Source organism: Bradyrhizobium jicamae (assembly GCF_018130695.1).
Lineage (GTDB): Bacteria > Pseudomonadota > Alphaproteobacteria > Rhizobiales > Xanthobacteraceae > Bradyrhizobium > Bradyrhizobium jicamae_B.
Map to the genome: position 1 here is coordinate 83973 of NZ_JAFCJX010000021.1, position 15747 is coordinate 99719.

The window sequence follows — 15747 nt, forward strand, 5'->3', positions numbered from 1 at the left end:
GGGAGAGGTGAAGAATCGCGAGCTATTCCAAATCCGCCTTCATCAACGCGCGGATCGTCTTCGGAATCGGCTGCGCCTTGCCGCCGCAAATGAACGCGACGCGGACCTGCGCCTTCACCAGCACGTCATCGCCGCGCTTGACCTCCTGCGCCAGCACGATCGAGGCGCCCTTCACCGCGACCGGCCAGGTCACGACGTCGAGCATGTCGTCCATCCGCGCGGGCTTGAGGAAGTCGAGCGTCATCGAGCGCACCACGAAGGCAAAGCCGCCGGTCTCGGCCTGCGCCTCCTCGAACAGCGCGTTCTGTTCGGCGCCCATCAGCCGCAGATGATTGGTGCGCCCGCGCTCCATGAAGCGCAGATAGTTGGCGTGATAGACGATGCCGGAAAAATCGGTGTCCTCGTAGTAGACCCGCACCTGCATGTGGTGGCGGCCGTCGCGGATCTCGCCGTCGATGTGGGGAAAGGTCACCTCGAAAATTCTTTCTTAAAATCTCTGCGGCCGTCGATCACACGCACAATCACGATCCGATCCGTTTCTACCCTGTAGAAGGCGACGTAGCCTTCGATCGAGAGCCCGCGTAGCGAGGGACGCAACTCGCTTCTGTCCGGTCCAAGAAAAGGAAACTCACGCAATTCGTCAAAGCGATGAGAAAAGCGGACAAGCAATCGATCCGCTGCTGCGGGACTACGCTCTGCAAGACATGAATGAATACCGAGGATGTCGGACCGTGCGCGGAAGGAAACAACGACTTGCAAGTCTGTTGCCTATCCCCGGGGAATGGCCCGAGCCTGCTTGAGGAATTCTTCCAGGTCCCACGGCACGACGCGGCCGGCCTCGACATCGGCCATGCCTTCATCAATCGCCTGTTTCAGCGCATGATATTTCTTGGCCTGCTCGAGTAGATAAGTCGCCGCCTGCTCCTGCATGTCTTCAGGCAATAGCTCGAGGGCTTCTACAGTTTTTTCAACGGCTGAACTCATAGAACAGATATAGCACCATTGGCCCCGGATTGTCAGCCTCGACAGTACTGGGGTCTGATCAGACCGTGGCCGCGCCCTTCATCCCCAGCGTCACCTGCACGATCTCGGGCGGCACGCCGAGGCGGAACGGCATGATGCTGCAGCCGAGGCCGCCGGAGACGATGACGTCGCATTTCAGCTTGAAGTGCCCGTAGGCGAGCCGCACGCCGTGGCGCTCGGGCACGGCCGGCGACCAGCCGAGCAGGCGGACCTGGCCGCCATGGGTATGCCCGGACAATTGCAGCGCGATCCGCGAGGGCGCGCGCAACGCAACGTCGGGCTCATGCGCGAGCAGGATCACCGGCGCGTCGTCGGTGACCTTGGCCAGCGTCGCGCCGAGATCGTCGACACCGATGCGCGCGATCTGGCGGTAGCGCCGCGCCGGCACAAAGGCAAGCTGGTCGCCGAGGCCGGCGAGCCAGAACGGCCGGCCGTCCTTGACGAGGCGCACCGCGTCGTTCTCGTAAACGGGAATGCCGGCGCTCTCCAGCGCGCGGCGCGCGATCGGCGTGCCGTGTCCGAGCCGCTGCAGCGCCTTGTCTTCCCAGTAATCGTGATTGCCGAGCACGGCGTGCACGCCGAGCGGCGCCTTGAGCTGCGCCAGCACCGCGGCCCATTCCGACGCCGGGATGAAGCGCGTGACATGCTTCAGCCCTGCGACATAGTCGCCGAGCAGCACGATGATATCAGGCTTGAGCGCATTGGTGCGCTCGACGATGGCGCCGATATGATCGAGCGACATCCAGGGATCGCAGGCGTGGATGTCGGCGAGCGCTGCGATCTTCAGCGGAAAGTTCGCCGGCCATTGCCGCGGCGTCAGGTCATAGCTGGTGAGGCCGAGCCGGATGACCGGCGAGCTGACGCCATAGGCCGCGGTCGAGGCGCCGAGCAGACCGAGGGCGCCGGTGGATTTGAGAAACTGACGTCGTGAGAACATGTGAGGTCGGACCGGTGATGCCACTTCAAATTGGTCGTCGATTACAGCGGAATTGGGCCGCGTTTGTGCAGATGGCCTGTAGACGCTCCGATGACGACTATGTGATGGGCGCGTGCGTTTCGTCCTCATCCTTGGTGAGGTGAGGCAGCGAGCCGGTTCAGGGGTCAGAGTAGGATGGGTGGAGCGGAGCGATACCCATCACTTTCGTGCCGCGTGGTGAGATGATGGGTATCGCTTTCGCTCCACCCATCCTACAGATCTGCACGCTCCCGCTGACATTAGACTGCTGATTTGCCCGACGAGGCAAGAGCTCCCGGCAAAAATATTCCTCTTTACACGAACTTCGGAATATGCTAACAATGGCCCATCTCACCCGACACGAGGGGCGCTCGCGAACGCCACGAACGTGGGTGACGATGCGGTGGCCGCCGGGCGTGCGACAGGCGTGTGTGCGCAAGGCGGACGGTGAAGTCGTGTGGGCCTGCCGCCCCGATGTTGGTGGCAAGCACGCGAACAGGCTAACGCCTGTCGCTGGCGATGGTGGCACAAAAGCAGAGTCTCACCAGGGCGAGCACGTATAAGCCGTAAGACCATCGCGCAGGGAAGGCCGGATGCCTCCGCCGAACCTGTATGCTCGTGCGCGCACTCTTTTGTGCACATGGCGCATGAGACCGTGGGTGCGGCGTGCACCCGGTCTTCCCTGCGCCCTCGCTATCGAGAGAGGGCGGAACGAGATGAAAGACTCGGGCAGATCATGTCGCGAGAACGCGAAGCCATACCCCGGTGTCGTCGCCCGCGCATGCGGGCGATCCAGTACGCCGCGGCCCATCGGCTCAATCACATCCGTCTCTGGAATACTGGATCGCCCGCATACGCGGGCGACGACACCGAGAGGGTGGCTTCGCTTCCATTCCAAAACCACCAGGACCACGGTGGGGAAGGGGCGGCGACCCCGTCCGGCCACCACCGGTCCCGCCGGCGCCCACCCCCGTCCACCTTGGCATCCCAGACCCCATGGAACTCTGTAACCACCCCGCCCGCCGGCCTTTCCCGGCTCGGAATATGCCTTTGGTAACCTCGCCTTAACCATGATTAGCGTTTGGTTAGAAACGGAAGGACGCGTGAAAAGCCCTCGTTTTGACATGTTGGCAGGGGAAGCAGGTCCCGGCTTTGGACGGGCCCCCCATGCGACAGATGAGAAGGCTCTCGCGCAGTTTGTGCCGCGCACGCGCGGCCGTGGAACCGGCAGCCATTTGCTCCCGGAGGATGGGATCGCGTTGAGAGGATTGCACTGATGACCGACGACGTTTCCCTGTTTGGCCTTTTCTGGAAGGCCCGATGGGAGGTCTGGCTCGTGATGGTCGGTCTGATGGCCTGTTCGGTCTGGGTCTGGGCGATCGTGATCGACAAATTCCTGATGTATGCCCGCACGCGGCGTTCAATGGACCGTTTTGAGCAGGCATTCTGGTCGGGACAGTCGATCGAGGAACTCTATCGCACCCTGTCGGCCAAGCCGACGCAGTCGATGGCGGCCTGTTTCGTGGCTGCGATGCGGGAATGGAAGCGTTCGTTCGAGAGCCAGTCGCGCTCGGTCGCCGGCCTGCAGGCCCGGATTGAGAAGGTCATGAACGTCTCGATCGCCCGCGAGGTGGAACGGCTGGAGCGGCGGCTCCTGGTGCTGGCGACCGTCGGCTCGGCCGGCCCGTTCGTCGGCCTGCTCGGCACGGTGCTCGGCATCATGACCAGCTTCCAGTCGATCGCGGCCTCGAAAAATACCTCCCTTTCGGTGGTGGCCCCGGGCATCGCGGAGGCGCTGCTGGCGACCGCAATCGGCCTGATTGCCGCAATTCCGGCGACTATTTTCTACAATAAGTTCACGTCCGAGGTGAACCGGCAGGCCCAGCGCCTGGAAGGGTTCGCCGACGAGTTCTCCGCCATCCTGTCGCGCCAGATCGACGAGCGGGGGTAGAGCATGATCCGGAAAAGTGGGTACCGGTTTTCCGACAAGATCATGCTCAAACAGAGAAGCATGATGAGGGCAGTCGACCTGGTGGGTACACGATCATGGCGATGAGCATGGCGGGGTCGTCCGGCGGCGGCGGTCGTCGCCGCGGACGCAAATCGGTCATGGCGGAGATCAACGTCACGCCGATGGTCGACGTGATGCTGGTGCTGCTGATCATTTTCATGGTGGCCGCGCCTCTGATGACGACCAGCATCGATGTCAGCCTGCCGTCCGCGACCGGCGGGGCGCCGCAGTCGCAGGACACGCAGCAGCTCAACATGACGGTGCAGCGGACCGGCGGCACCTGCAATTCCCAGGTGGCGGTCTACCTGAACGATGCCCCGCTTCCGGCCGGTGACATTGCCGACAAGGTCAGGGCCATCGGAACGATGCGATCGGAGACCCAGAAGGTGGTCAACGTATTGGCTGACAAGAGTGCCTGTTATTCAGATGTGATGAAATTGCTGGGAGCCCTCAGGGACGCGGGCTTCAAGGCGAGTGCTGCGGTGTTGCCCGAATAGGGAAGCGATGTAGTGGATCAGGCGATTGACACAACTGGGATCGGTCGGCGCATCTGGCTGAAGATCCTCAGTATCGACCCGGGCTTCCGGTACTCCGCGCTGGCGCACGCGGTGGTGCTGACGGTCGCCCTGTGGTCGGTGTCGTGGTGCTCGCTGGTGCAAATGCTGCCGTTCAATCTCGCGCAGCTCTCGGTGTTCGGCTATTCGCTCGCCTGCAAACCCAAGCAGATGACGGACTTCATTCCAGTCGATGTGATGTCGGCCGAGCAGGTCAACCGCGTGATGGCGGGCCTGAAGGATGGCAAGAAGGAAAATCAAAAGCCACTGGTCGAGAAGGTCGCCGAAGCCAAGCCGGTCGACGACACCGTCGGCAAGATCTCCGAAAAGCCGCCGGTCGTGACTGAAACCGCGCCTCCGAAATCCGACGCACCCGATGAAGCGGCGAAGGCCGCGGAGGCGGCGGCCGCTGCAAAGGCCAAGGCCGACGCGAAGGCCAAGGCGGAAGCCGACAAGGCTGCAAAGGCGGAGGCGGACAGGGCCAAAGCGGAAGCCGACAAGGCCAAGGCGGAGGCAAAAGCCAGGGCCGAGAAGGCCAAGGCGGAAGCCAAGGCCAGGGCTGAGGCCAAAGCGAAGGCGGACGCCGAAGCGAAGGCCAAGTCCGAAAACGCCATGGCCACCATCTCGCAGGCTCTCAACAAGCCGGAACTGCTCAACAAGAAGGACCCGACCCGCACCGCCGCGGCCGGCGATGTGCTCAATTCCAGCAGCGCGCAGGGCGTCGCGAAGGGCGCGGCCGCCGACAATTCGGCGACCTGGGGCGCGCTGTTCCGCCAACAGGTGGAGCGCTGCTGGAAGAAGCCCTATGGCGGCGTCGAGCAGCAGATGGCGGAAGCTGTGTTTTCGATCCGGCTAAAGCGCGACGGATCTCTGGAAGGCACGCCGGTCGCGATCGGCTCGCCGAAGACGCCCTATCTGCGCGTCTATCAGGAGAGCGGCTTGCGGGCGATCATCGAGTGCGCGCCCTACAAATTGCCGCCGCAGTTTTTCGACGAATGGCAGTTCTTCGAACCGGCCTTCACCGAAAAGAACATGAGTTGACATAGCGTTGCCGACCCCATGCATGAGCAAAGTTCGTAGCGATGATTGACAAGATCCGATTGCAAGACGCCATCATTCGTCCGACCCGCCGCCAGCTGCTGACAGGCATGGCCTCCGCCGGCGCACTGCTCGGCCTGCAGGGCACTTCGTTCGCCCAGAAGCGCATCACCATCACCGAGGGCGAATTCGCCCCGGTGCCGATTGCGATCCCGAACTTCGCCGCCGGCACGCCCGGCGATGCCGAGGTCGGCGTCGGCGTGACGCAGGTGATCACCAACAACCTCAAGCGCAGCGGCTTGTTCGCGCCGATCGACCAGGCGGCCTATCTCGAGAAGCAGATCAACATCGACGCGGCGCCGAACTTCAACAACTGGAAGGCCATCAACGCGCAGGCGCTGGTGACCGGACGCATGACGCGACAGGCCAACGGGCGCGTGAAAGCGGAATTCCGCCTCTGGGACGTCAACACGGGCCAGCAACTCGCCGGCCAGCAATACGACACCTCGGCGGATTACTGGCGGCGCATCGCCCACATCATCTCCGATCAGGTCTATGAGCGGATGACCGGCGAGAAGGGCTATTTCGACAGCCGCGTCGTGTTCATCGACGAGACCGGCTCCAAGGAGCGCCGCGTCAAGCGGCTGGCGATCATGGATCAGGACGGCGCCAATGTGCGCTACCTGACCCGCGGCGCCGACCTCGTGCTGACGCCGCGCTTCTCGCCGAACTCCCAGGAAATCACCTACATGGAGTTCGGGCAGGGCGACCCGCGCGTCTATCTCTTCAACATCGAGACCGGGCAGCGCGAGATCGTCGGCAACTTCCCGGGCATGTCGTTCTCGCCGCGCTTCTCGCCGGACGGCCAGCGCATCATCATGAGCCTGCAGCAGGGCGGCAACTCCAACCTGTTCGTGATGGACCTGCGTTCGAAGTCGACGACACGCCTGACCGATACGCCGGCGATCGACACCTCGCCGTCCTATGCGCCGGATGGCAGCCGGATCTGTTTCGAATCCGATCGCGGCGGCAAGCCGCAGATCTATGTGATGCCGGCGACCGGCGGCGGGGCGCAGCGCATCTCGTTCGGCGAGGGCAGCTACTCGACGCCGGTGTGGTCACCGCGCGGCGACTACATCGCCTTCACCAAGCAGGGCGGCGGGCAGTTCGCGATCGGCATCATGAAGCCCGACGGCAGTGGCGAGCGCATCCTGACCGCGGGCTTCCACAATGAGGGCCCGACATTCTCGCCGAACGGGCGCGTGGTGATGTTCTTCCGCGATCCCGGCGGCAATGGCGGCCCGTCGCTCTACACGGTCGACGTGTCTGGCCGCAACGAGCTGAAAGTGCCGACGCCGGGCTTTGCCTCCGATCCGGCCTGGTCGCCGCTGCTGTCATGAGGATCCGGTTCCACACGCTCTGCGAGAATACCGGCATTAACCGGCAAATATTACCTAGGGTGCTGATTTTCAAGGCGAATATTTACATTGTGAAACGTACGACAACGACTCGCTAACCGTGTTCCCTCAGAAAGACTTCACCTGCAGGGGGTAGAACTGCGCAGCCTAAAAGGGATGCGTACGTTTAAAATGCAGGTCGCTCGCCAGAGTGGAGAACCCGATCAGAAGGTGTCGCCGTATCTCCGCGCGGCGCTGATCGATTCGCTGTTTGAAACGTCCGCTCCGCTGCTGACCGGCATCGTGTTCGGCGCGATCGCAGCCGCCGTGACCGCGCTGAAGACGGAAAGTCCCTTCGTCTGGGCATGTGTCGCGCTGCTCATCGTGGCCGGCGCCTTCCGTGCGTTCAACCAGCATCGCTACCAGTCGTTCAAGTCGAACCAGACCGCCGAGGAAGCCGCGCGGTGGAAGATGCGCCACCAGATCGGGGCGACGATCCAGGCGACTTCTGTCGGCGTCTGGTGCTGCACCACCCTGTTGGTCAGCGACGATGCCGTGGCCCACATGATTTGCTTGTCGACGACCACCGGGTTCGTGGCGCTGGGCGCCGGCCGGGCTTATGGACGGCAGTGGGTGTTCCAGCTGCAGGCCTCGCTTTGCTTCGGTTCGACCGTGATCGCGCTGGCGCTGCGCGGCACGCCCTATTACATCGCGATGTCGGTGCTGTGCGCCGCATTCCTGGTCGCTGCCCTGCAGATTTCGGCCAACCTGCACAGAATATTCATGCAGGCGCTGATGGCGCGCGAGCGCGAGGCGGCGCTGGCCGGCCAGTTCGACACCGCGTTGAACAACATGCCGCACGGGCTGTGCATGTTCAGCCCCGGCGGACAATTGGCGGTCATGAATCATCGCTTCAGCGAGATGATGAACCTTGCTGATGATTTCGTGCAAAGCGGCGCGAGCGCATCCGACATCTGCAATGCCTGCGTCCTGTCCGGCGCGATCTCGGCAGCCACCGCGCGGCAGATCCTGTCGGAGATCGAGAATTCGCAGGCCGGCGACATCGTCACCGGCGATCCCGACGCCGACCGCAACCGTTCGCTGTCCTGGACGTTCCAGCCGATGGCCGACGGCGGCACCGTCGTGCTGGTCGAGGACATCACCGAGCGCAAGGACGCCGAGGCCAGGATCAGCCATCTGGCGCGCTACGACGAGCTGACGCAGCTGCCCAATCGGGTCAATTTCCGCGACGAGATCGGCCATCTGCTCGCCACGCGCCACGGCGCCGAGCAGCGCTCGGCGCTGCTGTTCGTCGACCTCGACCAGTTCAAGCAGGTCAACGACACGCTCGGCCATCCCTGCGGCGACCAGCTGCTCTGCCTCGTCGCCGAGCGGCTGCGCGAGATGCTGCGGCCGGAAGATTTCGTGGCCCGCTTCGGCGGCGACGAGTTCGTCGTGTTCCAGCAGAACATCCATTCGCACGAGGACGCGGCGAGCCTCGCCCGCCGCATCGTCGATCGCCTGAGCGAGCGCTACAAGATCGACAACCACCTGGTCGAGATCGGCGCCAGCATCGGCATCGCCATGACCGCGCCCGGCGTCAGCGCCGACACGCTGCTGAAGAACGCCGACATGGCGCTCTACCGCGCCAAGGCCGACGGCCGCGGCACGTTCTGCTTCTTCCGCGACGAGATGGCCCAGACCGTCGAGGCGCGCCGCATCCTCGAGCTCGACCTGCGCAAGGCGCTGGCCAACGAGGAGTTCGAGCTGTTCTACCAGCCGCTGATCAATTTGAAGTCCGGCAAGGTCTCGACCTGCGAGGCGCTGTTGCGCTGGAACCACCCGATGCGCGGCACGGTGTCGCCCGTCGACATCATCCCGGTCGCCGAGGACATGGGCCTGATCGTCGATCTCGGCCGCTGGATCCTGCGCAAGGCCTGCATGGAGTGCATGAAGTGGCCCGAGGCGGTGAGCGTCGCCGTCAACTTCTCGCCGCAGCAGTTCCACCAGCGCGACGTGCTGAGCGAAGTGCGCTACGCGCTCGAGGTCTCCGGCCTGCCGGCGCACCGGCTCGAGATCGAGATCACGGAATCGTCATTGCTGCACAACACGCAGTTGACCCATGATGTGCTCTCGCAATTGCGGACGCTCGGCGTGCGAATCTCGCTCGACGATTTCGGCACCGGCTATTCCTCGCTCAGCTACCTGCACAACTTCCCGCTGCAGAAGGTCAAGATCGATCGCTCCTTCCTCGAGGGCATCGACAGCGACCGCCCGCTGACGCTGCTGCGCGGCGTGGCGCGGCTGTCGGCCGATCTCGGCATGTCTGTCGTGGTCGAGGGCATCGAGACCAACGAGCAGCTCGAGCTGATCAGCAGCGACGGCGCAGTCACCGAGGCGCAAGGCTATCTGTTCAGCCGCCCGGTTCCGGCGGTACGGATCCGCCAGTTGCTGAATGCTTCTCACGGCCGGCGCGGGCCTGACGAGCAGCAGTTGATCGCGTTCCCCTCGCGCTCGATCGCCTGACACAACCTCCCACCGTAATCCTACGGGTCGCTGACGGCCGCATGGGTTAACCCTAACGTGTCAATAGCTTTGCAATTTTATTAAGAAGCTGTTAAGTTTTCATACTCGTTGAGGTTGTTGAGGTTGTTGTGGAAGTGTTGGAGCGCCAGATGAAGTCAGCCGCCGAACCGCGCGCTTCGCATGTTGTGCGGGGAGGAGCGCTGTTCGACCGCGTCGACTACCGCCCGATCGAAACTCCCGAGGAGAAAGATCATCTCTATGCGATGCGCTACAAGGCGTATACGCGCGGCGGACTGATCCCGCTGTCGGGCTCCGAGCGCTACAGCGATGATTACGATGACGCGCCCAATGCCTGGACGTTCGGCATCTATGTGGACGGGGAACTCTACAGCTCGATCCGCCTCCACGTCCTGACATCGGAACAGCGGATGTCCTGCACGACCGATTTGTTCGGCGACGTTCTCAATCCTCGGCTCGATCGCGGCGAAGTTTTCATCGATCCGGCCCGCTTCGTCGCCGATCCCGAAAAAGCCCAGCGGTTCCCCGAGCTGCCTTATCTGACGGTGCGGCTGGCCTATCTGGCCTGCGAGTATTTCAACGCCGATACCGGGCTTGCACTGGTTCGTCCCGCGCACGAAGCATTTTATCGCCGGGTCTTCCTCAACGAGACCATCGCCGAACCGCGCCTGTTTCCCAACGCATTGGCAAAGGTGGCGCTGATGGCGTCCGACTACCGGGCTGTGCGGGAAAAGGTCCTGGCCCGGTTTCCCATCATGCGTTCAAGCGCCTTCGAGCGGCGGATGCTGTTCCAGCGCACCGGCGAGCGGCATTCGGCGCGATCCGGGATTGTCACGTCGTTCGAACGCCCCTCGATCGTCCCGAACCCCTGAACCGGGAATCACCGATTCGCTGCGTTGGTCGTGCGGCCGCTCCTTCCGGGCGCGAGCCGCTATTTTCTGTTGTCCGAAGGGCACATCCGGGCCAGAAATGGCCTGTAAACGCTGCCGATTCCGGCCGCGCTGACGCTTGCCTTCACCGTCGCGCCACATTTACAACCCATTAACCATCCGGGGCGCTTTTCACCATTGGCCAGCATTTGATGGGGTTCGGCAAGGTTCCATCAAGGTTGACGGAACGTTCGCTTAACCATCGCCCTGTAGACCGGATGAAGTACGAAATACGTGAGCGTGGAGGCTCCGGAATGAAACATCAGATGCGTATCCTCCAGGGTATGAAACTGGCTGCGGTTCTGGCGGTGGCGCTGTCGATGGGCGCCTGCGCGAACAAGAACGGCATGGGCGCCAATGACGCGATGGCGAACGCCGCGACCCCGGGCAGCCAGCAGGATTTCGTGGTCAATGTCGGCGACCGCGTGTTCTTCGAGAGCGACCAGACCGATCTCAGCCCGCAGGCGATCGCGACCCTGGACAAGCAGGCGCAGTGGCTGCAGACCTATCCGCGCTACTCCTTCACCATCGAAGGCCACGCCGACGAGCGCGGCACCCGCGAGTACAACATTGCGCTCGGCGCGCGTCGTGCCCAGTCGGTCCGCTCCTATCTGGCTTCGCGTGGTATCGACGCCAACCGTATGCGCACCATCTCCTACGGCAAGGAACGCCCGGTCGCGGTTTGCAACGACATCTCCTGCTGGTCGCAGAACCGCCGCGCCGTCACGGTGCTGAACGCGAGCTCCTGAGCGATCGCAAGCTCGATTGGTTCGAAACCGGCGCCTTCGGGCGCCGGTTTTATTTTGGCCGGCAGGGCGTGGCCGATCTCCGTTCATCCCGATGAACGGCCGTATCGCGAAAGGTGACTTGCTTGTTGCGGGCCGAAGACTAAACCATACCCGCGCAAACGCGCGCCGGAATCGAAAGCCAGTCACAATTCCGGCGTACTCCGTGCCTCAATAAGGCTCGCTTTTCACGTCGATTGCGTCGTCAGGGCAAAATGTCATCGAGACTTCAATTCCTTTCCGGCGCCGCTGTTATCGCGGCGATGCTTGTCGTGTCCGCTCCCGTTATTGCGCAGGTGGACGATGGCGATGCCGAGATGCGGATCCAGCGGCTGGAGAACCAGCTTCGCCAACTGACCGGCCAGAACGAGGAGCTGCAGTACCGCAATCGCCAGCTCGAGGAACGGCTGCGGGCGCTCGGCGCGGCCCCGCAAGGCCCAGCTGGTCAGGCCCCCGTCGCCGCGATGCCGCCGGCCCAGCAGCCGGCCGCCTATCCGCCACCCCAGGGCCAGCCCGGTTATGGGCAGCCGCAGCAGGGCTATGGCCGGCAGCAGCAAGGTGGCTACGAGCAGCAGCAGATCGCGTCTCCCGCGCCGATCGTACAGGAGCAGGCCCCGCCGGCCGCACCCGGCCGCCGTTCGCGCGGCGATGCCTTCGATCCCTCGCAGAACCCGAATGCGCCCGGTGCGCCGCGTGCCCTGGGCGGCGGGCAGATGCCGATGCCGGCAGAGGCCGCCGTGGGTGCGCCCGGCGGCCGTGGCGCCGGCGAGCCGCTCAACCTCGGCGACACCAGCCCGCGCGACGGCGGTGCTCCTCGTGGGCCCGGCGCCACCGCGGCGCTGACCACGTTGCCGCCCTCGGCGACGTCGAAGGACGAGTTCGACCTCGGCATCGGCTACATGCAGCGCAAGGATTACGCGCTTGCCGAAGAGACGATGAAGAACTTCGCGCAGAAATACCCGAGCGATCCGCTGGTCGCGGATTCCCAATACTGGCTCGGCGAGAGCTATTTCCAGCGCCAGCAATATCGCGACGCTGCGGAGACCTTCCTCGGCGTGACCACCAAGTACGACAAGTCGGCCAAGGCGCCCGATGCGCTGCTGCGGCTCGGTCAGTCGCTGGCGGCGCTGAAGGAGAAGGAGGCGGCCTGCGCCGCCTTCGGCGAAGTGACGCGGAAATATCCGCGCGCCTCCGGCGGCGTGAAGGCCGCCGTGGATCGTGAGCAGAAGCGGGTGAAGTGCTAAACCGGTTCCGCGCAGGCCGCCTCTGGCCTTCGCTGACCTGGTCTGGCAATGCCCAAGGACGATCAATCTGTCATCTCGGCCGCCGACGCGAAACGTCTGTTCGCGAACTGGAGGGCTGCGCCAGCGCTGGTGCTCGCGGTGTCGGGAGGCCCCGACTCGGTGGCGTTGATGTGGCTGATGGCCCGCTGGCGCCGATCGCTGAAATCGGGACCGCGGCTGATCGCAGTGACCGTCGATCATGGGCTGCGGCCGGAGGCCGCGCGCGAGGCCCGCGACGTGAAGCGTCTCGCGCGAGAGCTCGACATGCCGCATCACACGCTGCGCTGGACCGGCGCAAAGCCCAAGACCGGACTGCCGGCCGCGGCCCGCGCCGCGCGCTACCGGCTGCTCGCGCAAACGGCGCGCAAGCACGGCGCGACCCACATCGTCACCGCGCATACCCGCGACGACCAGGCCGAGACGCTGCTGATGCGGCTGCTGCGCGGCAGTGGCCTCGCCGGCCTCGCCGGCATGGCGCGGGAAAGCGAGCGCGACGGCGTGGTGCTGGCGCGTCCATTGCTCGATGTCTGCAAGGCGCAGCTGATCGCGACGCTGCGAAAGGCGCGCATCGCTTTCGCCGACGATCCAACCAACCGCGATCCCGCGTTCACGCGGCCGCGGTTGCGCGCGCTGATGCCGGCGCTCGCCAAGGAGGGCGGGGATGCCAGAAATCTCGCGCGGCTCGCGGCGCGATTGGCGCGGGCCAATGCCGCGATCGAGGTGCAGGTCGACGGCGCCGAGCGCCATCTGGCGTTGAAGGACGGTGAGGTCGCGCGCCCCGGATTTGACGCGGCGCTGTTTGCCGCGATGCCCGAGGAAATCCGTCTGCGCATCCTCAAGCGCGCGATCGATCGCACCGGCCATGAGGGACCGGCCGAACTCGGCAAGGTCGAGACCCTGCTTGCGGCGCTCGATCAGGCCGTGGCGGGGGCAGGTCGGCTGAAACAGACGCTCGCCGGCGCCGTGATCAGCCTCGCCGGCGGCCAAATCCGGATCGATCCGGCACCAAGACGGCGCGGGATGGCGAATTGAACTTTAGGCGATAGGTTCAATCGTTGTCATAATCCGCCAAGGAGGCTTAACCACCCCCGAAAAACACCGGATCTGGCGCCATTATTTGACCGGGAATCGGGCTAGGATGCGCTAAATAGTCCTGCGTGGTTCCCTTGGCATCGACCCCATCGGCACCTAGATTGTATGCAGCCGACTGGGATGGATTCCCCGGGGATTCCCACAGTGCCTGCCCAAGGATAGAAGAGGCCGCGATCCGCGCGACCACGAAGGAAGATCGATGAACGCCAATCTGCGGAATTTCGCCCTCTGGGTCATTATCGTCTTGCTGCTGCTGGCGTTGTTCACGCTGTTCCAGAATCCGGGCCAGCGCACCTCTTCCACGGATATCTCGTTCTCGCAGCTCCTGACCGAGGTCGATAAGGGCAATGTCCGCGACGTCGTGATTCAGGGGCCGGATATTCACGGCACCTTCAACAGCGGCACCAGCTTCCAGACCTATGCGCCGAGCGATCCGAGCCTGGTGAAGCGTCTCTATGACGCCAAGGTCCAGATCTCCGCCAAGCCGCCGGGCGACAACGTGCCGTGGTTCGTCTCGCTGCTCGTGTCCTGGCTGCCCTTCATCGCGCTGATCGGCGTGTGGATCTTCCTGTCGCGCCAGATGCAGGGCGGCGCCGGCAAGGCGATGGGCTTTGGCAAGTCGCGCGCCAAGATGCTGACCGAAGCGCATGGCCGCGTCACCTTCGAGGACGTCGCCGGCGTGGACGAAGCCAAGCAGGACCTGCAGGAGATCGTCGAATTCCTCCGCGACCCCGGCAAGTTCCAGCGGCTCGGCGGCCGGATTCCGCGCGGCGTGCTGCTGGTCGGCCCTCCCGGCACCGGCAAGACGCTGATCGCGCGTGCGGTCGCCGGCGAAGCCAATGTGCCGTTCTTCACCATTTCGGGTTCGGACTTCGTCGAAATGTTCGTCGGCGTCGGCGCCAGCCGCGTCCGCGACATGTTCGAGCAGGCCAAGAAGAATGCGCCCTGCATCATCTTCATCGACGAAATCGACGCCGTCGGTCGTCACCGCGGCGCCGGTCTCGGCGGCGGCAATGACGAGCGCGAGCAGACGCTGAACCAGCTGCTGGTCGAGATGGACGGCTTCGAGGCGAACGAGGGCGTGATCCTGATCGCCGCGACCAACCGTCCCGACGTGCTCGATCCCGCGCTGCTGCGTCCCGGCCGCTTCGACCGCCAGGTCGTGGTGCCCAATCCGGACGTCGTCGGCCGCGAGCAGATCCTGAAGGTTCACGTTCGCAAGGTGCCGCTGGCGCCGGATATCAACCTCAAGACCATCGCGCGCGGCACCCCCGGCTTCTCCGGCGCCGACCTGATGAATCTCGTCAACGAAGCTGCACTCACCGCGGCGCGCCGCAACAAGCGCATGGTGACCCAGGCCGAGTTCGAGGAAGCAAAAGACAAGGTGATGATGGGCGCCGAGCGCAAGTCGCTCGTCATGACCGAGGAAGAGAAGCTGCTGACGGCCTATCACGAGGGCGGTCACGCCATCGTCGGCCTCAACGTCGTCGCGACCGATCCGATCCACAAGGCGACCATCATTCCGCGCGGTCGCGCGCTCGGCATGGTGATGCAGCTGCCGGAGCGGGACAAGCTGTCGATGTCGCTGGAGCAGATGACCTCGCGCCTCGCCATCATGATGGGCGGCCGCGTCGCCGAAGAGCTGATCTTCGGCCGCGAGAAGGTGACTTCGGGCGCTGCCTCCGACATCGAGCAGGCGACGCGTCTGGCGCGCATGATGGTGACCCGCTGGGGCCTGTCTGAAGAGCTCGGCACGGTATCTTATGGCGAGAACCAGGACGAGGTGTTCCTCGGCATGTCGGTGTCGCGCACCCAGAACGCCTCTGAGGCGACGGTCCAGAAGATCGACTCCGAGATCAAGCGTCTGGTCGAGGAGGGCTACAACGAGGCGACCAAGATCCTGACCGAGAAGCGCGAAGATCTCGAGGCTCTGGCCAAGGGCCTGCTCGAGTTCGAGACGCTGACCGGCGACGAGATCGTCGATCTGCTCAAGGGCAAGAAGCCGAACCGCGAGTCGGTGCTGGAGCCGACCACACCGCGCGCCTCCGCCGTCCCGCCCGCCGGCAAATCCCGCCCGCGTCCCGATCCGGACGCCGGCATGGAGCCGCAGCCGCAGGCGTAATGAAATCGAGAACG

General features: G+C 64.2%; 14 protein-coding genes. 10 read left to right on the top strand and 4 right to left on the bottom strand.

What is annotated here, in order from left to right; genetic code table 11:
• Positions 1–22 precede the first annotated feature (22 nt).
• Genes ybgC through JQ604_RS27810 form a run of 4 tightly spaced genes read right to left on the bottom strand, consistent with a single transcriptional unit; the run spans position 23 to position 1960 of the window.
• A complete protein-coding gene (gene ybgC / locus JQ604_RS27795; protein WP_212363865.1) occupies positions 23–472 on the bottom strand; it encodes a tol-pal system-associated acyl-CoA thioesterase in 450 nt (149 codons plus the stop codon).
• Positions 469–759, bottom strand: coding sequence for a type II toxin-antitoxin system RelE/ParE family toxin (locus JQ604_RS27800; RefSeq protein ID WP_212363866.1), 291 nt, complete (start codon positions 757–759; stop codon positions 469–471). The genes ybgC and JQ604_RS27800 overlap by 4 nt, the downstream gene beginning before the upstream one ends.
• Before the next feature lie 9 nt (positions 760–768).
• Complete coding sequence (locus tag JQ604_RS27805) at positions 769–984, bottom strand: hypothetical protein (protein ID WP_212363867.1); 216 nt, start codon at positions 982–984, stop codon at positions 769–771.
• A gap of 58 nt (positions 985–1042) precedes the next feature.
• On the bottom strand, positions 1043–1960 hold the full coding sequence (locus JQ604_RS27810; RefSeq protein ID WP_212363868.1) for a metallophosphoesterase: 918 nt from the start codon (positions 1958–1960) through the stop codon (positions 1043–1045).
• A 1294-nt stretch (positions 1961–3254) separates the two neighbouring features.
• Here JQ604_RS27810 and tolQ point away from each other — a divergent pair.
• From tolQ to ftsH, 10 genes are all read left to right on the top strand, one after another.
• A complete protein-coding gene (tolQ, locus tag JQ604_RS27815) occupies positions 3255–3929 on the top strand; it encodes a protein TolQ (RefSeq protein WP_212363869.1) in 675 nt (224 codons plus the stop codon).
• A gap of 95 nt (positions 3930–4024) precedes the next feature.
• A complete protein-coding gene (locus JQ604_RS27820) occupies positions 4025–4486 on the top strand; it encodes a biopolymer transporter ExbD (protein WP_212363870.1) in 462 nt (153 codons plus the stop codon).
• 12 nt (positions 4487–4498) lie between these two features.
• Positions 4499–5584, top strand: coding sequence for a cell envelope integrity protein TolA (gene tolA, locus JQ604_RS27825; protein WP_349631152.1), 1086 nt, complete (start codon positions 4499–4501; stop codon positions 5582–5584).
• Between the two features lie 107 nt (positions 5585–5691).
• Positions 5692–6981, top strand: coding sequence for a Tol-Pal system beta propeller repeat protein TolB (tolB, locus tag JQ604_RS27830; protein ID WP_433996291.1), 1290 nt, complete (start codon positions 5692–5694; stop codon positions 6979–6981).
• A 189-nt stretch (positions 6982–7170) separates the two neighbouring features.
• On the top strand, positions 7171–9504 hold the full coding sequence (locus tag JQ604_RS27835; protein WP_212363872.1) for a putative bifunctional diguanylate cyclase/phosphodiesterase: 2334 nt from the start codon (positions 7171–7173) through the stop codon (positions 9502–9504).
• A gap of 149 nt (positions 9505–9653) precedes the next feature.
• Positions 9654–10394: an N-acyl amino acid synthase FeeM domain-containing protein gene (locus tag JQ604_RS27840; RefSeq protein ID WP_212363934.1), complete on the top strand. Its 741-nt coding sequence runs from the start codon at positions 9654–9656 to the stop codon at positions 10392–10394.
• A gap of 311 nt (positions 10395–10705) precedes the next feature.
• On the top strand, positions 10706–11200 hold the full coding sequence (gene pal / locus JQ604_RS27845; RefSeq protein ID WP_212363873.1) for a peptidoglycan-associated lipoprotein Pal: 495 nt from the start codon (positions 10706–10708) through the stop codon (positions 11198–11200).
• 251 nt (positions 11201–11451) lie between these two features.
• A complete protein-coding gene (ybgF, locus tag JQ604_RS27850; RefSeq protein WP_212363874.1) occupies positions 11452–12480 on the top strand; it encodes a tol-pal system protein YbgF in 1029 nt (342 codons plus the stop codon).
• 48 nt (positions 12481–12528) lie between these two features.
• On the top strand, positions 12529–13551 hold the full coding sequence (gene tilS / locus JQ604_RS27855; RefSeq protein ID WP_212363875.1) for a tRNA lysidine(34) synthetase TilS: 1023 nt from the start codon (positions 12529–12531) through the stop codon (positions 13549–13551).
• Between the two features lie 259 nt (positions 13552–13810).
• Entirely contained in the window at positions 13811–15733 is a 1923-nt protein-coding gene (gene ftsH / locus JQ604_RS27860; RefSeq protein ID WP_212363876.1) for an ATP-dependent zinc metalloprotease FtsH, read from the top strand.
• Positions 15734–15747: the final 14 nt, after the last annotated feature.

Excerpts from the sequence above, each read along its gene's own strand:
- tilS (WP_212363875.1), top strand. The coding sequence starts at position 12,529 with ATGCCCAAGGACGATCAATCTGTCATCTCGGCCGCCGACGCGAAACGT.
- JQ604_RS27835 (WP_212363872.1), top strand. The coding sequence starts at position 7,171 with ATGCAGGTCGCTCGCCAGAGTGGAGAACCCGATCAGAAGGTGTCGCCG.
- tolB (WP_433996291.1), top strand. The coding sequence starts at position 5,692 with ATGGCCTCCGCCGGCGCACTGCTCGGCCTGCAGGGCACTTCGTTCGCC.
- JQ604_RS27840 (WP_212363934.1), top strand. The coding sequence starts at position 9,654 with ATGAAGTCAGCCGCCGAACCGCGCGCTTCGCATGTTGTGCGGGGAGGA.
- JQ604_RS27805 (WP_212363867.1), bottom strand. The coding sequence starts at position 984 with ATGAGTTCAGCCGTTGAAAAAACTGTAGAAGCCCTCGAGCTATTGCCT.
- tolQ (WP_212363869.1), top strand. The coding sequence starts at position 3,255 with ATGACCGACGACGTTTCCCTGTTTGGCCTTTTCTGGAAGGCCCGATGG.
- pal (WP_212363873.1), top strand. The coding sequence starts at position 10,706 with ATGAAACATCAGATGCGTATCCTCCAGGGTATGAAACTGGCTGCGGTT.
- JQ604_RS27810 (WP_212363868.1), bottom strand. The coding sequence starts at position 1,960 with ATGTTCTCACGACGTCAGTTTCTCAAATCCACCGGCGCCCTCGGTCTG.
- ybgF (WP_212363874.1), top strand. The coding sequence starts at position 11,452 with ATGTCATCGAGACTTCAATTCCTTTCCGGCGCCGCTGTTATCGCGGCG.
- ftsH (WP_212363876.1), top strand. The coding sequence starts at position 13,811 with ATGAACGCCAATCTGCGGAATTTCGCCCTCTGGGTCATTATCGTCTTG.
- JQ604_RS27820 (WP_212363870.1), top strand. The coding sequence starts at position 4,025 with ATGGCGATGAGCATGGCGGGGTCGTCCGGCGGCGGCGGTCGTCGCCGC.